The sequence below is a fragment of the Bordetella genomosp. 9 genome (assembly GCF_002119725.1).
In the GTDB taxonomy this organism is placed as follows: Bacteria; Pseudomonadota; Gammaproteobacteria; order Burkholderiales; family Burkholderiaceae_B; genus Bordetella_C.
Genome location: NZ_CP021109.1, coordinates 3321271 through 3339534, shown reverse-complemented (window position 1 = coordinate 3339534; position 18264 = coordinate 3321271). Strand labels below are relative to the sequence as shown.

General features: G+C 66.9%; 15 protein-coding genes. 11 read left to right on the top strand and 4 right to left on the bottom strand.

Annotation, left to right across the window (positions count from 1 at the left end):
• The first annotated feature begins 206 nt into the window (after positions 1 to 206).
• From CAL13_RS15290 to CAL13_RS15270, 5 genes are all read left to right on the top strand, one after another.
• Entirely contained in the window at positions 207 to 1346 is a 1140-nt protein-coding gene (locus CAL13_RS15290) for a polysaccharide biosynthesis/export family protein (RefSeq protein WP_198297855.1), read from the top strand.
• A 94-nt stretch (positions 1347 to 1440) separates the two neighbouring features.
• On the top strand, positions 1441 to 3693 hold the full coding sequence (locus tag CAL13_RS15285) for a polysaccharide biosynthesis tyrosine autokinase (RefSeq protein ID WP_086058154.1): 2253 nt from the start codon (positions 1441 to 1443) through the stop codon (positions 3691 to 3693).
• Positions 3694 to 3708: 15 nt separating this feature from the next.
• Positions 3709 to 5112: a phosphomannomutase/phosphoglucomutase gene (locus CAL13_RS15280; protein ID WP_086072848.1), complete on the top strand. Its 1404-nt coding sequence runs from the start codon at positions 3709 to 3711 to the stop codon at positions 5110 to 5112.
• Positions 5113 to 5157: 45 nt separating this feature from the next.
• Complete coding sequence (galE, locus tag CAL13_RS15275) at positions 5158 to 6255, top strand: UDP-glucose 4-epimerase GalE (RefSeq protein ID WP_086072847.1); 1098 nt, start codon at positions 5158 to 5160, stop codon at positions 6253 to 6255.
• A 109-nt stretch (positions 6256 to 6364) separates the two neighbouring features.
• The gene (locus CAL13_RS15270) at positions 6365 to 7660 is read left to right on the top strand and encodes an AI-2E family transporter (protein ID WP_086072846.1); all 1296 of its coding nucleotides are present in this window, start codon (positions 6365 to 6367) and stop codon (positions 7658 to 7660) included.
• A 239-nt stretch (positions 7661 to 7899) separates the two neighbouring features.
• On the opposite strand, the gene CAL13_RS15265 is transcribed toward CAL13_RS15270, so the two are convergent.
• The gene (locus CAL13_RS15265) at positions 7900 to 9786 is read right to left on the bottom strand and encodes a TRAP transporter large permease (protein ID WP_198297800.1); all 1887 of its coding nucleotides are present in this window, start codon (positions 9784 to 9786) and stop codon (positions 7900 to 7902) included.
• Positions 9786 to 10799, bottom strand: coding sequence for a TRAP transporter substrate-binding protein (locus CAL13_RS15260; protein WP_086058149.1), 1014 nt, complete (start codon positions 10797 to 10799; stop codon positions 9786 to 9788). Before CAL13_RS15260 ends, CAL13_RS15265 begins: the two co-directional genes overlap by 1 nt.
• A gap of 223 nt (positions 10800 to 11022) precedes the next feature.
• Between CAL13_RS15260 and CAL13_RS15255 the strand changes: the two genes are divergently transcribed.
• The 6 genes from CAL13_RS15255 to CAL13_RS15230 are packed head-to-tail and all read left to right on the top strand — an operon-like array spanning position 11023 to position 16443.
• Complete coding sequence (locus CAL13_RS15255; protein ID WP_232462402.1) at positions 11023 to 11916, top strand: IclR family transcriptional regulator; 894 nt, start codon at positions 11023 to 11025, stop codon at positions 11914 to 11916.
• Complete coding sequence (locus tag CAL13_RS15250) at positions 11909 to 13081, top strand: acetyl-CoA acetyltransferase (protein WP_086072845.1); 1173 nt, start codon at positions 11909 to 11911, stop codon at positions 13079 to 13081. Before CAL13_RS15255 ends, CAL13_RS15250 begins: the two co-directional genes overlap by 8 nt.
• Positions 13078 to 14739, top strand: coding sequence for an acyl-CoA synthetase (locus tag CAL13_RS15245; protein ID WP_420042399.1), 1662 nt, complete (start codon positions 13078 to 13080; stop codon positions 14737 to 14739). Before CAL13_RS15250 ends, CAL13_RS15245 begins: the two co-directional genes overlap by 4 nt.
• Positions 14736 to 15287: a PCC domain-containing protein gene (locus CAL13_RS15240; protein ID WP_086072844.1), complete on the top strand. Its 552-nt coding sequence runs from the start codon at positions 14736 to 14738 to the stop codon at positions 15285 to 15287. The genes CAL13_RS15245 and CAL13_RS15240 overlap by 4 nt, the downstream gene beginning before the upstream one ends.
• The gene (locus CAL13_RS15235; protein ID WP_086058145.1) at positions 15274 to 15663 is read left to right on the top strand and encodes a PCC domain-containing protein; all 390 of its coding nucleotides are present in this window, start codon (positions 15274 to 15276) and stop codon (positions 15661 to 15663) included. Before CAL13_RS15240 ends, CAL13_RS15235 begins: the two co-directional genes overlap by 14 nt.
• A gap of 21 nt (positions 15664 to 15684) precedes the next feature.
• Positions 15685 to 16443 carry an SDR family NAD(P)-dependent oxidoreductase gene (locus CAL13_RS15230; protein WP_086072843.1) on the top strand — a complete coding sequence of 253 codons (759 nt, stop codon included), beginning with the start codon at positions 15685 to 15687 and terminating at the stop codon, positions 16441 to 16443.
• Here the strand turns inward: CAL13_RS15230 and CAL13_RS15225 are convergent.
• Positions 16433 to 17308, bottom strand: coding sequence for an NAD-dependent protein deacetylase (locus CAL13_RS15225; protein ID WP_086072842.1), 876 nt, complete (start codon positions 17306 to 17308; stop codon positions 16433 to 16435). The genes CAL13_RS15230 and CAL13_RS15225 overlap by 11 nt on opposite strands.
• Entirely contained in the window at positions 17298 to 18242 is a 945-nt protein-coding gene (gene epsC, locus CAL13_RS15220) for a serine O-acetyltransferase EpsC (RefSeq protein WP_086058142.1), read from the bottom strand. The genes CAL13_RS15225 and epsC overlap by 11 nt, the downstream gene beginning before the upstream one ends.
• Positions 18243 to 18264: the final 22 nt, after the last annotated feature.

The following is an 18264-nucleotide window of genomic DNA, read 5'->3' as shown; positions in this document are numbered from 1 at the left end:
CGGATCGCGGCGGCGCGGTATGTGGACCGAAAAATCATAGGGAGCGCCCATGCGGGTCGAAACGTCCAAAGGACTGATGCGAGGTATTAGGCCATCAGCTCAATGTGCGGCACCCCGGAAATCGCGTGGAATGTCGCAACCCGTTACGCGGCCGTAGTACCGCGAAACAGTAGGCCCTCAGTCGGTCGATTAACCGTGGAACGCCAATGAATACGATCCTTCGCACGCTTTGCCGAGGCGGCCTGTTGGTCGCGCTTGTTTCGTTGTTGGGCGCTTGCGCATTCGCGCCCGGCATGCGCTACCAATCCGACTTCCTCGTCGATCCCAACGATCCGAACTCAAAGGTCGAGGTCAAGGAAATCACGCCGCAGCTCGCCATGCAGGAAGCGCAGGCGCGCGCGCAGCCGCTCAGCGATAACGTTCGTAAACTTATCGGCACGCCGCGGCCCTACGTGATCGGACCGGGCGACATTCTTTCGATCGTGGTCTGGGACCATCCCGAACTAGTTCTTCCGACGCAGACCTACAGCATCGGAACGGGTCCCACCGAGCTGAGCCTTGGAGACACGGCCGCCGGTATTCCGGGCTATCCGGTGTCCTCGGATGGCTACATTCAGTTCCCCTATGTAGGCCTTGTGAAGGTAGCCGGACTGACGGAGGCGCAAGTCCGCAACGTGCTTACGCGCGGATCGGCCAACTATATTCAGGATCCTCAAATCACGGTGCGCGTGCTAGGTTATCGCAGCAAACGCGTATACGTGGAAGGCGAGGTCAAGACGCCCGGCGCGATGCCGATCACCGATGTGCCGATGACGCTGCCCGAAGCGCTCAACCGTTCCGGCGGCGTGCTCGCCACGGCGGATCGCAGCCGCGTCTACGTCACCCGCGGCGGCCAGACGACGCGCGTGGATCTGCCGGCGCTTCAGCAGGCGGGCATCGACCCGAACGCCATCCTGCTGCAGTCCGGAGACATCGTCCGCGTGGTGCCGCGCGACGAGAACAAGGTCTTTGTGATGGGAGAAGTGACTGTCCCGCAGGCGCTGACGATGCGCGATGGCGTGTTGACGCTCGGCGACGCGTTGGGCGAAACGGCTGGTCCGAGCCAGCTCACCAGTAATCCGACGAACATCTATGTCGTGAGGTCTCTTCCCAACGCGACACCGGAAGTATTCCGTTTGAACAGCGCGTCGCCGCAGGCCATGGCGGTCGCACAGAAATTCCCGCTCGAGTCCAAGGACGTGGTCTTTGTCGATGCGGGCAATCTGGTGCGGTGGAACCGCTTCATCTCGTTGCTGTTCCCCAGCGCGCAGACGGTCCAGACGGTGGACGCGGTACGCAGAGATTGATTCATCCCGTTCGCGGCCCGCGTGGCGTTGCGATGCGGGCCGCCGTGTGCCGGCTGTTGCCGGCATGAAGTTCCTACCACTTAGCGAGTCGACAATGAAGCAGCCCCCTCTCCAGCTGGAATATGCCTCCGCCCGCGCGCCGGATACGCCGATGATGTCGTACGTGGACGTATTGCTGGCGAACCGTTTCATGATCATCGTCGTGACCGCTATCGCGATACTGATCGGCCTGGCGTTCTACCTTGTCACGCCGCCCGTGTATCAATCCGATATTGCGGTCCAGGTGGAAGAGGAGTTGCCATCGGGGACGGCCAGGAGCCTCCTCGGCGACGTATCGGCGATCTTCGACGTCAAGCAGGCGGCTTCGGGCGAAATGGAAATCCTGCGGTCCCGCCTGGTGGTTGGGCATGCCGTGGACTATTACCAGCTCTACGTCCATGCCACGCCCGACTACTTCCCCATCGTGGGACGGTGGCTCGCGAAGCATCACGACAGCTTCGCGCTGCCGCCGGCCGTCAGGGACGCCATTCCGGGCGGCTGGGCGTGGGGCGGCGAACGCATCCAGGTCAACCGCATCGACGTGCCGGACGACCTGATCGGCAAGAAGCTGCGCCTGGTGGCGCTTGGCGCCGGCGCCTACGAGCTGATCGATCCCGTGCATGACCGCCGTTTCGAAGGCCGCGTCGGTCAGCTCGAACGTTTCGAGGTGCCGGGCGGCGCGATCGAGGTCCAGATCGATGCGCTTCAGGCCCGTCCGGAAACGTCGTTCACTCTGATCCGCAGTTCGCGCCTGGAAGCGATCGAGGCCTTGCAGGCCCGCATGGGCATCTTCGAGCGCGGCCGCCAGTCGGGTGTGATCGGCGTCACGCTGCAGGGCCAGGATCCCGTGCTGACGGCCGCCGTGCTCAACGAGATCGGACAGGAGTACGTGCGCCAGAACACCAACCGCAAGACGGCGCAGGCGGAAAAGTCCCTGGCCTTCCTGGACCAGCAGCTGCCCGTGCTGAAGAAGCAGCTGGAGGAATCGGAAAGCCGCTACAACGCCCTGCGTAATTCGCGCGGCACGATCGACCTCGGTGAAGAGGCCAAGCTGGTGCTGGGACAGTCCGTGGAAACGCAGAACCAGATCTTCCAGTTGAAGGCCAAGCGGCAGGAGCTCATCACCCGCTTCGCGCCGACCCATCCGAGCATCGAGGCCATCGACCGGCAGATCGCCTCGTTGAGCGGCGACATGAACAAGCTGAATACCAAGATCCGCGAACTGCCCGACCTGGAGCAGGACGTGGTGCGCCTGACCCGGGACGTGAAGGTCAATACCGATCTCTATACGGGGCTGCTCAATAACGCGCAGCAATTGCGGATGATCCGGGCCGGCAAGGTCGGCAATGTCCGAGTGGTCGATACGGCAGTGCCAGCCGAGAAACCGCTGAGCCCGAAAGCGCCCATCGTGCTCGGCGTCGCGGCGGTGGCCGGCCTGGTGCTGAGCGTGCTGGCCGCGTTCTTGCGCAACGCCTTGTTCGGCGGCCTGACGGACCCCGACGAAATCGAGCGCTTCACCGGGCTGCCGGTGCTCGCCACCGTACCGTACAGCGACCTGCAGGACCGGCTGTGGCGCCGTGCGAGGCGCAAGAACGCCCGCATCCCTGCATTGCTGGCGCAGAGCAACGGCAGTACGCCGCCCATCGAAAGCCTGCGCAGCTTCCGCACGGTGCTGCAGGTGGCGATGCGCGACGCCGAAAACAACATCGTCGTCTTCACGGGTCCGGTCGCCGGCGTGGGCAAGTCCTTCCTGTCTGCCAACTTCGCCTTCATCCAGGCGGCGGTGGGCAAGCGGGTGCTGTTGATCGATGCCGACTTCCGGCGCGGCACCTTGAACCGCTATTTCGCCACGCCGGCCGAGAACGGGCTGTTCGAGGTGCTGGCGGGGACCGTGCCGCTGGAGGCCGTGACCAAGCGCAACATCATGAACGGCGTGGATTTCATTTCCACAGGCAAGGTCACGTTCGATCCCTCCGAGCTGCTGGCGTCGGATGCCTTCGGCGAATGCCTGCACGCGCTGGCGGCCGACTACGACATCGTCATTGTCGATACGGCGCCGGTGCTGTCGTCGTCCGATGCCGCGGTGGTGGGTGCGCATGCGGCCGCCGTCATGGTGGTGGTGCGTTCGGGCATGAATACCGTCGGCGAGATCCGCGAAACCGCCAAGCGGCTGGCGCAGGCCGGCGCGCCGGTGGCCGGGGTGGTCTTCAACGGCCTGAAGCTGCAATCGGAGGGTCTGGGTTACCGGCCCAAGTACGGACCCTATCGCTATTCCCGCGCCTCCTATTACGGCGAGAACCAGCCATAGCGCATCGGAGGCTTCATGGATTCGCCAGGTGCGCCGCAGGCGGCTGCTTACCCGCCGGAAGTCTTTCGCGCCGATGAAATCCGCGGCCGTGTCGGCCAACAGATCGATGCCCGTTTCGCGCATGCCCTGGGCCGCGCCGTGGGCGGCTGGGCGATGGAGCTGGATCGCCGCGGCGTGGTGATCGGCAAGGATGGGCGGCTCAGCAGCGTGGAGCTGGCCGCGGCCCTGCAGGCTGGCGTGCGCGAGTCCGGCATGGCGGTCATCGATATCGGCATGGCCACCACGCCGCTTGCCTGGTTCGCCGCGCGTCTGACCGATACGGGCGCGGCGGTTTCCGTCACCGGCGGCCAGGACGACGACCGCTACAACGGATTCAAGATCATGCTGGACGGCGTGACGCTGGGCGACGCGGCGTTGCGCGCGCTGCACGGCCGCATGCGTTCGCCGGCCGCCGCCTCGGGCTCGCCGGGCGCGCGCGCGCTCATCGACGCCGGGCACTGCTACGCCTCGCGCCTGGTCAGCGACGTGCGGCTGGATCGCGTAATGAAAGTCGCGCTGGACTGCCGTCACGGCGTGGCCGGCAGCATCGCCCCCGCGGTGCTGCGCGAGCTCGGCTGTGAAGTGACCGAACTGAACTGCGAGATTACCGGCGTGCATGGCGACGGCGGTCCGCGCGCCGGCGAGCCCCGCCATGTGGCGGAACTGGCGGCGGAGCTGCGCTATTCGAACTGCGAGCTGGCGCTTGCGATCGCCGGAGACGGCGATCGGCTGATCGTCGTGAGCAAGTCGGGAGCGTGCATCGGCGCCGACCGGCTGCTGATTCTCTTCGCACGCGATGTACTGAGCCGCCACCGCGGCGGCGCGGTGCTGCACGACGTGCGCAGCAGCCGCAATCTGGCCCGGGAAATCGGCCAACTGGGCGGCATCCCCATCGTGTGCCGCGCCGGCGACGCCCATATGAGCGAGAAACTGCGCGAGACCGGCGCGCTTCTTGCTGGGGAGGCCGGCGGCCGCATCCGCTTCCGCGACCGCTGGTATGGCTACAGCGACGGTTTGTACGCCGCCGCGCGCCTGCTGGAGCTGCTTTCCCGTCATCGCGATGCCTCCGACGTGCTGGACGCCCTGCCGCAGTCCTGCGCGACGCCGGAACTGCGCCTGGACACCGCCGAGGGCGAGCAGTTCAGGCTGGTAGAAGCGCTGCGGGCCCGGGGCCGTTTCCTGGGCGCGCGGCAGGTCATCCACCTTGACGGCGTGCGGGTGGAGTACGAGGACGGCTTCGGCCTGGCGCGTCCGTCCCGGGCGCAACCCGCGGTGCTGTTGCGCTTCGAGGGCGATACCGGCGTTGCCTTGTCCCGCATCCAGGAGGATTTCCGGCGCCAGTTGCTCAGCGTCGCACCCGGACTGCGGTTGCCTTTCTGACGGTCGTATCCCACGGCCTTTCATTCCTGCTGCGACGGAGTAGCGATGGCATATTTATTGGTGACGGGCGGCGCCGGGTATATCGGCAGCCATACTTTGGTGGAACTGGTGAACGCCGGCTATCAGCCGGTCGTCGTCGACAACCTGTCCAACGGCAGCCGCGACGCGGTGCGGCGCGTGGAGAGAATCGTCGGTACGGACATCCCGCTGGTGCAGGGCGATATCCGGGCGCCGGGGCTGCTGGACGCGCTTTTCGCGGTGCACCGCCGCCAGGGCAAGCCGATCGAATGCGTGCTGCACCTGGCCGGCGCCAAGGCGGTGGGCGAATCCGTCGCCGACCCGCTCAAGTACTACGACAACAACGTCGCCGGCACGGTCGCGTTGCTGTCCGCCATGCGGGCCAACGACGTGCGGAGGCTGGTGTTCAGCTCGTCGGCCACGGTGTACGGCGTGCCGCGTTTTCTCCCCTTCGACGAATCGCATCCGCTGCAGCCCACCAATCCCTATGGGCGCACCAAGCTTATGGTCGAACAGCTGCTGCAGGATCTGTGCGCGGCCGATCCCGCTTTCAGCGCCGTGACGCTGCGCTATTTCAATCCCATCGGCGCGCATCCCAGCGGCCTGATCGGCGAGAACCCGCGCGATACCCCGAATAATCTCTTTCCGTTCATCACGCAGGTGGCGGTGGGGCGGCAACCTTACTTGAAGGTCTTCGGCGACGACTACGATACCGAGGATGGCACGGGTGTGCGCGATTACCTGCACGTCATGGATCTGGCCGCGGGCCATGTGCGCGCGGTCGACTATGCCCGCGACCATACGGGTTTCATCGCCATCAATCTGGGCACCGGCAGGGGCACCAGCGTGATGGAGCTGGTGCGCACCTTCGAACGCGTCAACGGAACGCGCATTCCCTGCCGGGTCGAGCCCCGTCGGCCGGGCGACGTGGAACGCATGTGGGCGGACCCCGCCCTGGCGCGGCGGCTGCTGGGCTGGGAATGCACCCACGACGTGGAGAGCATGTGCCGGGACGGTTGGCGCTGGCAGTCGCGCAACCCGCACGGTTATGCCGCTCCGCCGGCGGCATCGGCCCCGGCGGCGCAAGCGGGATTGCGCCGCGGCGAGACGGCGGTGCGGTCGTAGGCCACGCGCCGGCCGGTTCGGCGGGCACGCCGGTTGCTCATCAGGCCCGTCGTCAAACCGCGCCGCCTTGGCGCCCGGGCGTTTCACGCCCGCTACTTCATCACAATCAATGAGCCCACAGCCCCGTTTGCCTTCGCGGCGCACCGCGCGCCCGTCCGCGGCCCATGCGGCCGCTGCCGAGGGAGGTGCGGAAAAGGGGCGCGCCGGCGCGCACGGCCGTCCCGACCATCATGAACCCGGTTACGCGCAGGCGGTGCGGGCCGCGGCCAGCCATGCCGCCGTTACGGGCGCGCACGCTTCCGCCGATGGCGCGGCCGCCGCCACGCCCGCGCCGCGCCCCTTCGATCGCCGGCACGCGGCCTTGTCCATCATCGCGGTGCTGGCGGTCGTATTTGCACTGCACTGGGCCCGCGATTTCGTCATTCCGCTGGTCATCTCCATCATCCTGTCGTACGCGCTGGATCCGCCGGTAAGTTTTTTGCACCGGCGGTTGCGGCTGCCGCTGGTCGTGTCGGCCAGTGTGGTGGTGGCGGCGCTGATCGCCGTGATGGTCGTCGGTGTCATTTCGCTGCGCGGTCAGGTCTTGTCCATCGTGGATGGCTTGCCGCAGACCGCGCAAAAGGTGTCGCGCACCATCGAAGGGTTTACGACGGGAAAGGGGTCGGTGGTCGATAAGCTGCGCTCGGCGGCCAACGCGGTCGGTACACCGGAGAAGCGGCCCGGCAGCGGCGCCAGCGTGGTGGTCGAGCGGCCCGCCGACAAGCTCGAAGCGATGCTGCTGGCCGGCTCGATGGGTGTGGCCGAATTTCTCGGCCAGGCTTTGATGGTGATCTTCCTGGTGTACTTTCTGCTGCTTTCCGGCGACACCTTCAAGCGCAAGTTCATCAAGATCTGCGGGCACAGTCTTACCGAAAAGAAAATCAGCGTGCACATGCTGGACGAGATCCACCGCTCCATCCGCCTGTACATGATGATGTTGCTGGTGACCAATGTGCTGCTGGCCCTGCTGACCTGGGTGGCGTTCCGCCTGATCGGTCTGGAGAACGCCGGCACCTGGGCGGTGGTGGCGGGCGCCCTGCACGTCATTCCGTATTTCGGGCCGCTGCTCGTGGCGGTGTTCACCGGCGTCGCCGCCGTCGTGCAGTTCGGCGAGCTGGCGCCGGCATTGCTGGTGGCCGGCGTGTCGCTGTCGATCGCGGCGCTCATCGGCTTCGTGGTGCAGACCTGGATGACGGGCCGCATCGCCAAGATGAACCCCGTGGCGGTGTTCGTCATCCTGCTGCTTTTCACGTGGGCCTGGGGGCTCTGGGGAACGCTGCTGTCCATTCCGATCGCGGTGATCGTGAAAGTGGTGGCCGACCACGTCGAAGGCTTCCAGGGCGTCGCGGAATTCCTCGGGGAATGAGAGGAGGGGCTCCGGGACCGGCCTGGGGTTTTATCCCCAGGTTTTGTGGATAACCCTATGGATAGGGTGGGCACAGCCGCGAAAAAACGCGGCGGGACAAGCACTTAAGCCCACAGATCAAATTGCGTCCGCCGCCGGGGGACGGACGCGGGCGTTCACGGCGGTGCGGTCCCCAACCCGCGGCGGCGTGCGGCGGTAACCGTCGCGCCGCCTGCGGGATCTCCTGTTCCCTGCCCGGTTTACCGCAGGAAACCCGTGGATAGCCACGGGATAGCGGCCACCACCAGCAGCCCCACGGCGATGGATACCAGATATCCCATGATCGGCCGTATGCCCTTGTCCGGCGCCACCCGGCCGATGGCGCAGGCGGCGTAGTACCCCACGCCGAAAGGCGGCGCGAACAGCCCGATGCCCATGGCCAGGATCACCACCATGGCGTAGTGGACCTCGTGGATGCCGACTTCCCGCGCGATGGGAAAGAGCAGGGGGCCGAACAGCACGATGGCCGGAATACCTTCCAGTACGCTGCCCAGCACGACGAACACGACGATGGAGACCGCCATGAAGGTAACCGCGCCGCCCGGCACCGAGGCCATCAAATGGGCCAGTTGCGTGGAGAAACCGGATTGCGTCAGCGCCCAGGCCATGGCCGTGGCAGCGCCGATGATCAGCAGGATCGAGCCGGACAGGCAGGCGGTGTCGACGAGCATCGGCCCCAGCCGGCGCCAGTCGAACCGGCGGTAAATCAGCAGCCCCACCAGGACCGAATAAACGATGCCGATGGTCGAGACTTCGGTAGCGGTGGCAATGCCTTCGACCACGGCCGCGCGGATCACGAAGGGCAGGGCGAGCGCCGGCAGTGCGATGACCAGCGTGCGCAGGATCTCCCTGCCGGGCGCGCGCTGCACGCCGTGGAGCGATTCACCGCGATAGCGGCGCCAGACGACCACGCAAAGCATCAGAGCCAGGACCAGCCCGGGCAGCAGACCGCCTGTGAACAGCGCGGTGATCGACACGCCGGTGACCGAGCCGATGGTGATCAGGACCAGGCTGGGGGGAATCGTTTCGGTCTGCGCGCCGGTGGCCGACAGCAAGGCGACCAGGTCGCCTTCGTCGGCGCCCCGCTTGCGCATCTCCGGAAACAGGACCGGCGCCACCGCCGCCATGTCCGCCGCCTTGGCGCCTGAGATGCCGGAAACCAGGTACATGGCCCCGATCAGCACATACGACAGGCCGCCCCGCACGTGACCGAGCAGACTTGCCAGGAAGGCCACCATGCGTTGGGCCATGCCGGTCATTTCGATCAACAGACCCAAAAAGACGAAAAGCGGGACGGCGAGCAGGATCAGATGCGACATGCCTTCGTCCATGCGGCCCACCACCACCATCATGGGCGTGGAAGTGGTCAATGCCAGATAGCCGTAGGTCGCCAGCCCGAAGGAGAAGGCGATGGGCACGCCGGCGAAGACGCACAGCGCCACGATGCCGACGAAGAAGATCGCCAGGTTGGCGTTGCCGAGCGTAGCCAGCACGGGCTGCAAAGCCGCCAGAATCGCCACCCCGGCCGCCACCAGGCCAACGGCCTTGAGCGTCGTCCGCCAGCCGGCGCGCTCGATCAGCCGCAGCAGCGCCAGCGCGATCATCAGCGCCGTGCCCACCGGCAGGGCGGCCGCGCGCCATGCGTTGGATATTTCCAGGGCGGGCGTCGAAACGTATTGTTCCTCGGTCGCGTATTCCCAGCCCGGCATCAGGATCATCAGCAGAAACGCCAGCGCGGCGGAGACGGCCAGCATGTCCAGGAACGCGCGGGTCGCGGGCGACGCGCGGTTCACGAAGGCCGTCATGCGCATGTGTTCGCCCCTGCGAAAGGCCACCACCGCGCCCAGCATGGCCAGCCACAGGAACAGGATGGAAGCCAGTTCGTCCGACCAGACCAGGGGCGTGTGGAACACGTAGCGCGCCGCGATGCCGGCAAACAGGATGGCGACTTCGGCCAGGACCAGTATGGCCGCGGGGATTTCCACCAGGCGGCCGATGAAAACATCGGCCGCCGCGACCCAGGGCCGCCTGCCCTGGGCCGGGGCGGACGGCCGCATGGCGGCCGCTTCGGAGGACATGCCGTCCATCATGACAGCTTCCCGACGGACTGTTCGAGCAGGGCCCAGGCCTTGTCGCCGTACTTGCCCTGCCACTCCTTGTAGAAGCCGGCCTTGCGCAGCGCTTCGCGTATGGGCGCCGGATCGGGCGTGTTGAACGCCAGCCCCTGCTGGGCCAGCTGCGTCTGCAGCTCGTTGTTCAGCTTGAAGGTGTCGGCGCGCATGTTCATGCCCGCCTCATTGATGCGCGCGGACACGATGCCCTGTACGTCCTTGGGCAGCTTCTCCCAGGCGCGCCGGTTCATCAGGAACCAGAAGCCGTCCCACATGTGGTTGGTCATCGAGCAGTACTTCTGCACTTCGTACAGCTTGGCCGTCTGGATGATCGCCAGCGGATTCTCCTGTCCATCGACCACCTTGGTCTGCAGCGCCGAATACGTCTCGTTGAAATTGATGCTGGCCGGCGAGGCGCCCAGCGCCTGGAACATCGACGTCCAAAGCGGGCTGACCGGCACGCGGATCTTCATGTCCTTGAAGTCTCCCGGCCCCTGGATCGGCCGCGTGCTGGTGGTGACCTGGCGAAAACCGTTGTCCCAGATCTTGTCCATCACCAGCAGGCCCTTGCCCTGGATCTCCTTGCGGATATGGGCGCCCAGGTCGCCGTCCATGGCCTTCCACACCGTGTCGTAGTCCGGAAAGGCGAAGCCCACGCCGCTGATCGAGGCGGCCGGCACCAGCGTGGACAGAATCAGCCCGGACAGCGTGAAGAATTCGACCGCGCCCGAACGCAGCTGGCTCAGCGTGTCGGTGTCCGACCCCAGCTGGCTGCTCGGGAACACGTCCAGCTGGAAGCGCCCGCCGGTGTCCTTGGCGATGGCCGCGGCAGCTTCGCGCGCGCGCACGTTCATTGGGTGCGTGGCCGGCAGGTTGTTGGCGTACTTGTAGCGGAACTCGGGCGCCGCGATGGCGCGATGCAGCGGCGCCACGGCCAGCATGGCGCCGCCGCCGGCGGCCGCCATGAATTTGCGTCGATTCACGTTCATGCTGTCTCCTCGTTGGTATCCGGCTGGCTGGGCCGCCGGTATGAAGGCCGGCCATTCGGTCGAATGCGGCCAATTTTATAGAGGTCCATACTATGGACCAACTAATGAGCGTGATGAGTGATTAAATCACGTTGAATTTCAGGAGTGAAGTAGTAGAATCCCTCCACCGAATTATTCCAACTCCAAACAGACGGTCCACATAATGGACCATTACGGAGACAATGTGGCGACTTCCCCATCCCGGGTAGACGGCGCGCAATCCATCGCGCGCGCCCTGCGGGTCCTGCGCACCGTGGCGCGCACCGCACAGGAAGGCGCGGGGCTGCTTGCCCTGACCCGGGAAACCGGCATGAACAAGCCCACCGTGCACCGCCTGCTGGCTGCGCTCGCGGCCGAAGGCATGGTCGAACAGGACCCTGTTACCCGCCGCTACTTCCTGGGACCCGAATGTCATGTCCTTGGCCATATCGCCTCGCAGCGCCATGGTCTGGCCCGGCTGGCCGCCGACACCGTTGCCAACCTGGCGCACACCTGCGGCGACTCCGCGTTCTTCTCGATCCGGCGGCATGTTTTCGCCGTATGCGTGCTGCGCGAAGACGGTGATTATCCCCTCAAGACGCACGCCTTGCGGCCCGGCGACCGCCATCCGCTCGGCGTCGGCGCGGGCAGCCTGGCCATGCTCGCCGCCTTGCCGGACGACGAAGTCGACGCCTGCCTGCATGCCAACGCCGCCTTGATCGAGCAGCGTTATCCCAACTATTCGCCCGCCTTGCTGCGCGCCCAGGTAAGCGAGGCGCGCGCGCAAGGCTACGCCGCCAATCGCGGCCTGATCGTGCCCGGCTCCTGGGGCATCGGCGTGCCGGTGCGCGGGGCCGACGGCCAGGTCGCGGGCGCCCTGAGCATCGCCGCCATCGAAAGCCGCCTGGACGAAGAGCGGCAGTTTCAGTTGGCGAAGCTGCTTTCCAAGGAAGCCAAAAAACTCGAATCCCTTGCGGAAAGCGCGGGAGTTCTTCGCAAGGATAGCGCGGCGGCGCGCGCCGCGCCGGACGAACATCGCAGAAAAAGCCAGGGCAGGACCCCTGGCGACATCACCATGAGAGGAGAGAACCATGCCTGACCGTGCCGTGATCGTAGGGTGGTCGCACATACCCTTCGGCAAACTGGACGACCCCGACACCGAAAGCCTGATGGCCCGCGTGTCGCTGCAGGCGCTCGAACATGCGGGCGTCACCAGCGACGGCGTCGACGGAATTTATGTCGGCGTCATGAACAGCGGCTTTCAGAAGCAGGACTTCCAGGGCGCGCTGGTGGCGCTGGCCGATCCCGCCCTGGCATACGTGCCGGCGACCCGGCTGGAAAACGCCTGCGCAACCGGCTCGGCCGCCTTGTACGCCGCCATGGACTTCATCGAGTCGGGGCGCGGCCGCATCGCGCTGGTGGTGGGCGCGGAGAAAATGACCTCGCGCCCCGGACGGGAGATCGGCGACATCCTGCTCAATGCCAGCTACCGGCGCGAGGAGGCGGATACCGAAGGAGGCTTTGCGGGCGTGTTCGCCGGCATCGCGCGCAGCTATTTCGACCGTTACGGGGACCACAGCGAAGACCTGGCCCGCATCGCGGCGAAGAACCACCGCAACGGCGTCGCAAACCCGTATGCGCAGATCCGCAAGGACCTGGGCTACGAGTTCTGCAATACCGTCTCTGAAAAGAACCCCTATGTGGCGGCGCCTTTGCGCCGCACGGATTGTTCATTGGTGTCCGATGGAGCGGCGGCGCTCGTGCTGGCGTCCAGCGATGCCGCCGCGGGCCTGACGCGCGCAATCGGTTTCCGCGCGCGCAAACAAGTCAACGATATCCTTCCGCTGAGCCGCCGCGATCCCATCGCGTTCGAAGGCGCCGCCCGCGCATGGCGCGGCGCGCTGGCCGATGCCGGCCTGACCCTGCGCGACCTGGATCTGGTCGAAACCCACGACTGCTTCACCATCGCCGAACTGATCGAGTACGAGGCCATGGGCCTGACCGCCCCGGGCGAAGGCTACAAGGCGGTGCGCGAGGGCTGGACGGAAAAAGGCGGCAAGCTGCCCGTGAATCCGTCGGGAGGCCTGAAGGCGAAGGGCCATCCCGTCGGCGCAACGGGGGTTTCCATGCACGTGATGGCCTGCATGCAGCTCGCGCATGGCGCAGGAGACATGCAGATACCGGATGCCCAGCTTGCCGGCGTCTTCAACATGGGCGGCGCGGCCGTGGCCAACTACGTCAGCATCCTGGAGCGCGTGCGATGAGCGGCCCGCAGATGAACGCAGCCGCCGCGGCGCCGGCCGGCGGCGTGGCCCCCGTATCGCGCCGGGCCATGAACCTCGCGCATTGGCTGACCCAGGCCGCGCGCCGTTTTCCCCAGCGGCCGGCGCTGATCGGGCCGGCGCGCACCGTGACGTGGGCGGAGCTGGACCGCCGCGTCAGCGCGATGGCGCGCTGGCTGGCGGACAAGGGCATCGCCAAGGGTGACCGCGTGCTCGTGCATGCGAAGAACTGCGAGGCGCTGGTCGAATCGATGTTCGCGGCATTCCGCCTGGGCGCGGTGTGGGTGCCGACGAATTTCCGCATCACGCCCGACGAAGCCGCCTGGCTGGCGCAAGCCTCCGGTGCGCGGGCCGTGGTGTGCCACGGCGACTTTCCCGACCACGCCCAAGCCATGGCTGGCGCGCTCCCGGGCCTCGCTGCGCTGTTGCGCGTAGGGCCGGGGGATTTTGGCCTGGGGGAAACCGAGCATGGCTTCGATGATGCGCCGGAAGCGTCCGTACCGGACGCGGCGGTGGAATACGACGACCCTTGCTGGTTCTTCTTTACCTCCGGCACGACCGGGCGGCCGAAGGCAGCGGTGTTGACGCATGGCCAGATGACCTTCGTGGTCACCAACCATCTGTGCGACCTGATGCCCGGCACCACGGAAGCGGACGTCAGCCTGGCTGTCGCGCCCTTGTCGCACGGGGCAGGCATCCATCTGCTGACCCAGGTGGCGCGCGCGGCCGCCACGGTGCTGCCGCCTGACGGACGCTTCGATGCCGAACAGATCTGGCGGCTGGTGCAGGAGCATCGCGTGACCAATATGTTTACCGTGCCCACCATCGTGAAGATGCTCGTCGAGCATCCCAGCGTGGACCGTTACGATCACCAGTCCCTGCGCTACGTCATCTACGCCGGCGCGCCCATGTATCGCGAGGACCAGAAGCGGGCGCTGGCCAGGCTGGGGCCCGTGCTCGTGCAGTATTTCGGCCTGGGCGAGGTCACGGGGAACATCACGGTGCTGCCGCCCGCGTTGCATCGCGCCGACGATGACGCCGACGCCCGCATCGGGACTTGCGGCTTCGCGCGCACCGGCATGCAGGTCAGCATCCAGGACGACGACGGCAATGAGGTGCCGCCCGGCGTCCAGGGAGAGATCTGCGTGTGCGGGCCCGCCGTGTTCGCGGGCTACTACAACAACCCGGAGGCCAACGCCAAGGCGTTCCGCAATGGATGGTTCCGCACCGGCGACCTGGGCCACATGGACGCAGAGGGCTTCGTGTACATCACGGGACGTGCGTCGGATATGTACATTTCGGGCGGCTCCAACGTCTACCCGCGTGAGATCGAGGAGAAGGTGCTGACGCATCCCGCCATCGCCGAGGCGGCCGTGGTCGGCGTGCCGGACCCGACATGGGGCGAGGTCGGCATCATGGTCTGCGTGCCGCGCCCCGGCCACGAGATCGACGAGCCGGCCATGATGGACTGGCTGCAGAGCCGGCTGGCGCGGTACAAGATGCCGCGGCGCGTCTTTTTCTGGGAGGCTCTTCCGCGGTCCGGCTACGGCAAGATCACGAAGAAGCTGGTGCGCGAGGCGCTGGAGGCGCGCGGCTGCCTGCAGACGGAACCGCGCAATGCCATGGAGGTGTCGTCATGACCGCTTCTCCCACGATACGCATGCTGCGGCATCCCGGGCCCGTGGCGCCCACACGCTGGACCAGCGTGGAAAACCCCGGCGCGCCGGCCCTGCGGCTGGAGCTGCCGGCGGGCGGCAACCTGTACGAATCGCTGGTCACTCCCCTGCAGGCGCGCGGCATCGCGGCGTGCGCGATCAACATCATGGACGGTGACTTCGAGCGCGCGGCGTACTGCCTGGCGCGGCCCATGCCGGACATCGAACAGGTCATCGCGTACACCGCGCCGATCATGGTGCGCAGGCACTTGCGCATGGTTGGCGCCGGCGCGACGCTCGGCGAGGACGAACGGGGTGCGCCGCTGCTGCACTGCCATGGTCTGCTGGTCGATGACCAGGGCGTCCTGATCGGCGGCCACCTGCTCACGGAACGATGCGTGATCGGGGCCGGCGGCTGCGTCGCCTACGTCCATGCCTTGCGTGAAACGCGGCTGACGCGCCGCTTCGACCCGCAGATCCGGCTGGCGGTGTTCCAGCCCGAACCCAAGGGAGACTTCCATGTCCGCCATTGAACAGGGCCACACCGGCCGCATCGTCTATGCGCGCCTGCGGCCGAACGAAGATCTGGTGCAAAGCATCGAGAAGCTATGCCTGGCGCATGGCTTCACGCGCGCCATGGTGCGCGGCAGCCTGGGCAGCCTGACGCAGGCCAGCCTGGAACGTGCAGGCGCCGCCATCGCCGACTTGCCGGGGCCGGCCGTCGAAATCCTGACCCTGGCGGGCGAGGTGGCCCTGGACGACGCGGGCGCCGCGGTCGCGCGCCTGAACGGCACCGTGGTGGATCCCGCCGGCGCCGTGCATGCCGGGCGCTTCGTATCCGGGCGCAATCCGGTTTGCATGACATTCGAGGCCGTGCTCGAGGAGTGGGTGCCCGAGTCCCAAGCTTGAAAAATACAGAGAGGAGACAAGATGGAAACCAAGGACGATGTGGTCATGGTGACCGGCGGCGCTTCCGGCATTGGGCTGGCCATTGCGCAGGGCCTGGTGCGCGACGGGCGCAAGGTGCTGATCGCGGACCTGTCGCAGGAAAGCCTGGACGCGGCGGCGGACTGCCTGCGGCCCGACCGTGCGCGCTGCGTGGCGCTGAACGTGACCGATGAAGATGCGGTGGCGCAGGCCCTGGACGCCTGCGAGCGGGATTTCGGCCCGGTCGGCGGTTTGGTGAACAGCGCGGGAATCGCGCGCGACGTGCCGTTTCTGGAAACCGAGACGCGCCTGCTGCGCCAGATTCTGGACGTGAACGTGGTGGGATCGTTCATCGTGGCCCGCCAGGCCGCCTTGCGCATGCGTGAACGCCGCGCCGGCTCGATCGTCCATATCTCGTCGGTGTCGGGCCTGCGCGGCAATCTTGGGCGGGCCGCCTACGGCGCGTCGAAAGGCGCCATCGTGACGCTGACACAGGTCATGGCGGTGGAGCTGGCCGAGCATGGCATCCGCGTGAACGCGGTGGCGCCTGGACCGGTGGAGACGCCGCTGGTTTCGCAGGTGCATACCCAGGCCGCACGGCGCCGCTGGATCGATGCCGTGCCAATGAAGCGCTACGGCAGGCCCGACGAGCTGTATGGCGCGGTCGCCTGGCTGTTGAACGAACAGGCGTCCAGCTATGTGACGGGGCAGGTCGTGTCCGTGGACGGCGGCTTCGTCGCGGGCGGGCTCGTCAATTCCTGAGCGGCCCGGGCGCTGCAAGCATCGCATTGAGGGCGGCCAGCGCATCCGCGCAGGGCTGCTCGATCTTCAGGCTCAGGTCGGCATCGGCCCGGGTGCGGCCCAGGTTCACGGCGGCGATCGGCAATCCGCCGCGCGCGGCGGCGGCCACGAAGCGATAGCCCGAATACACCATCAGCGACGACCCCACCACGAGCACCGCGTCGGATCGCTCCAGGGCGGCGTTCGCCCGCTCGACGCGGTCGCGCGGCACCGTTTCGCCGAAGAATACGACGTCGGGCTTCAATATGCCGCCGCATATGGGGCAGGGCGGAACATGGAAGGCGGAAAAATCCACGCCTTCCAGGTCGGCATCGCCGTCCGGCGCGTCCTCGGCATTCAAATGCAGCCAATCGGGGTTTGCTTCCTCCAGCCATGCCTGCATCTGTTGCCGGGGCAGCAGGTGTCCGCATCGCATGCAACGCACGCGGTCCATGCGGCCGTGCAGGTCCACGACATCGCGGCTGCCGGCCTTTTCATGCAAGCCATCGACGTTCTGCGTCACCAGCAGCGAGAACAGGCCCTTGCGCTCCATGGCGGCCAGGGCAAGATGGGCCGCGTTGGGCGCCACGTTGCCGAACATGCGCCAGCCCACCATGCCGCGCGCCCAGTAGCGCGCCCGCGCCAGCGCGTCCCCCATGAACACCTGAAACTGCATGGGCGGACGGCGCTTCCATGCGCCTTCGCTGTCGCGGTAGTCCGGAATGCCGGAACCGGTGCTGCAGCCCGCGCCGGTCAGCACGAACAGGCGCGGATGCGCCCGAACGAAATCGCGCAGCGCGTGAAGGTCGCCGCGCGGCGCGTCGGGCGCGGGGGAGTCAGCCGCCAAGGCCGGCGTCCGGCGAAGCGTTCAGGGTGCCCGCCTGCGTGACGTTGGAGCCCGGGGGCACATCGTGCGTCAACCACACGTTGCCGCCGATGACCGAGCCGCGGCCGATGGTGATCCGGCCCAGGATGGTCGCGCCCGCATAGACGACGACATCGTCTTCCAGCACGGGATGGCGCGGCAGCCCCTTTTTGAGTTCGCCGTTTTCTCCCGGCGGGAAGCGCTTTGCGCCCAGCGTCACCATCTGGTACAGGCGCACGCGGTCGCCGATGACGGCGGTTTCGCCGATGACGACGCCGGTGCCGTGATCGATGAAGAAGCTGCGGCCGATCGTGGCGCCGGGGTGGATGTCGATGCCCGTGTCGGCATGCGCGATTTCGGCGACGATGCGCGCAAGCAGCGGCACGCCCAGGCGGTAGAGCTCGTGCGCCATCCGGTGATGGATCATCGCCAGCACGCCGGGATAGCACAGCAGCACTTCATCGACGCTGCGCGCCGCCGGGTCGCCCTGGTAGGCGGCGATGACGTCCGCATCCAGCTTGCGGCGGATGGCCGGCAGCTCGGCGCCGAAGGCGCGCACGATCTCCACCGCGCGCTGCTCGGTTTCGGGCCGGATGGGGCCGTGATTGCGGTCGATGGTGTTCAGCTCCAGGCGCACCTGGTGCAGCAGCGCGTCCAGCGCCGTGCCGATGGTGTGACCGACGTAGAAGTCTTCCACTTCTTCGCGCAGGTCGATCGGACCCAGCCGCATCGGGAACAAGGCCCCGCACAAGGCCTTGATGATCTGCCGCATGCTTTCCTGGGACGGGAATTCGCGGCCGCCGGCATCGCGCAGGCGGCCCAGGGGCAGCCGCCATTCCGTGCGGACCTGGCGCAGATCCGAAACGATGCGATCCAGGTTCCAGGAGGCGGCGTTGTGGTTCAGGGGTGCATTCATGGCGTTCAGACTGCGAAACGAA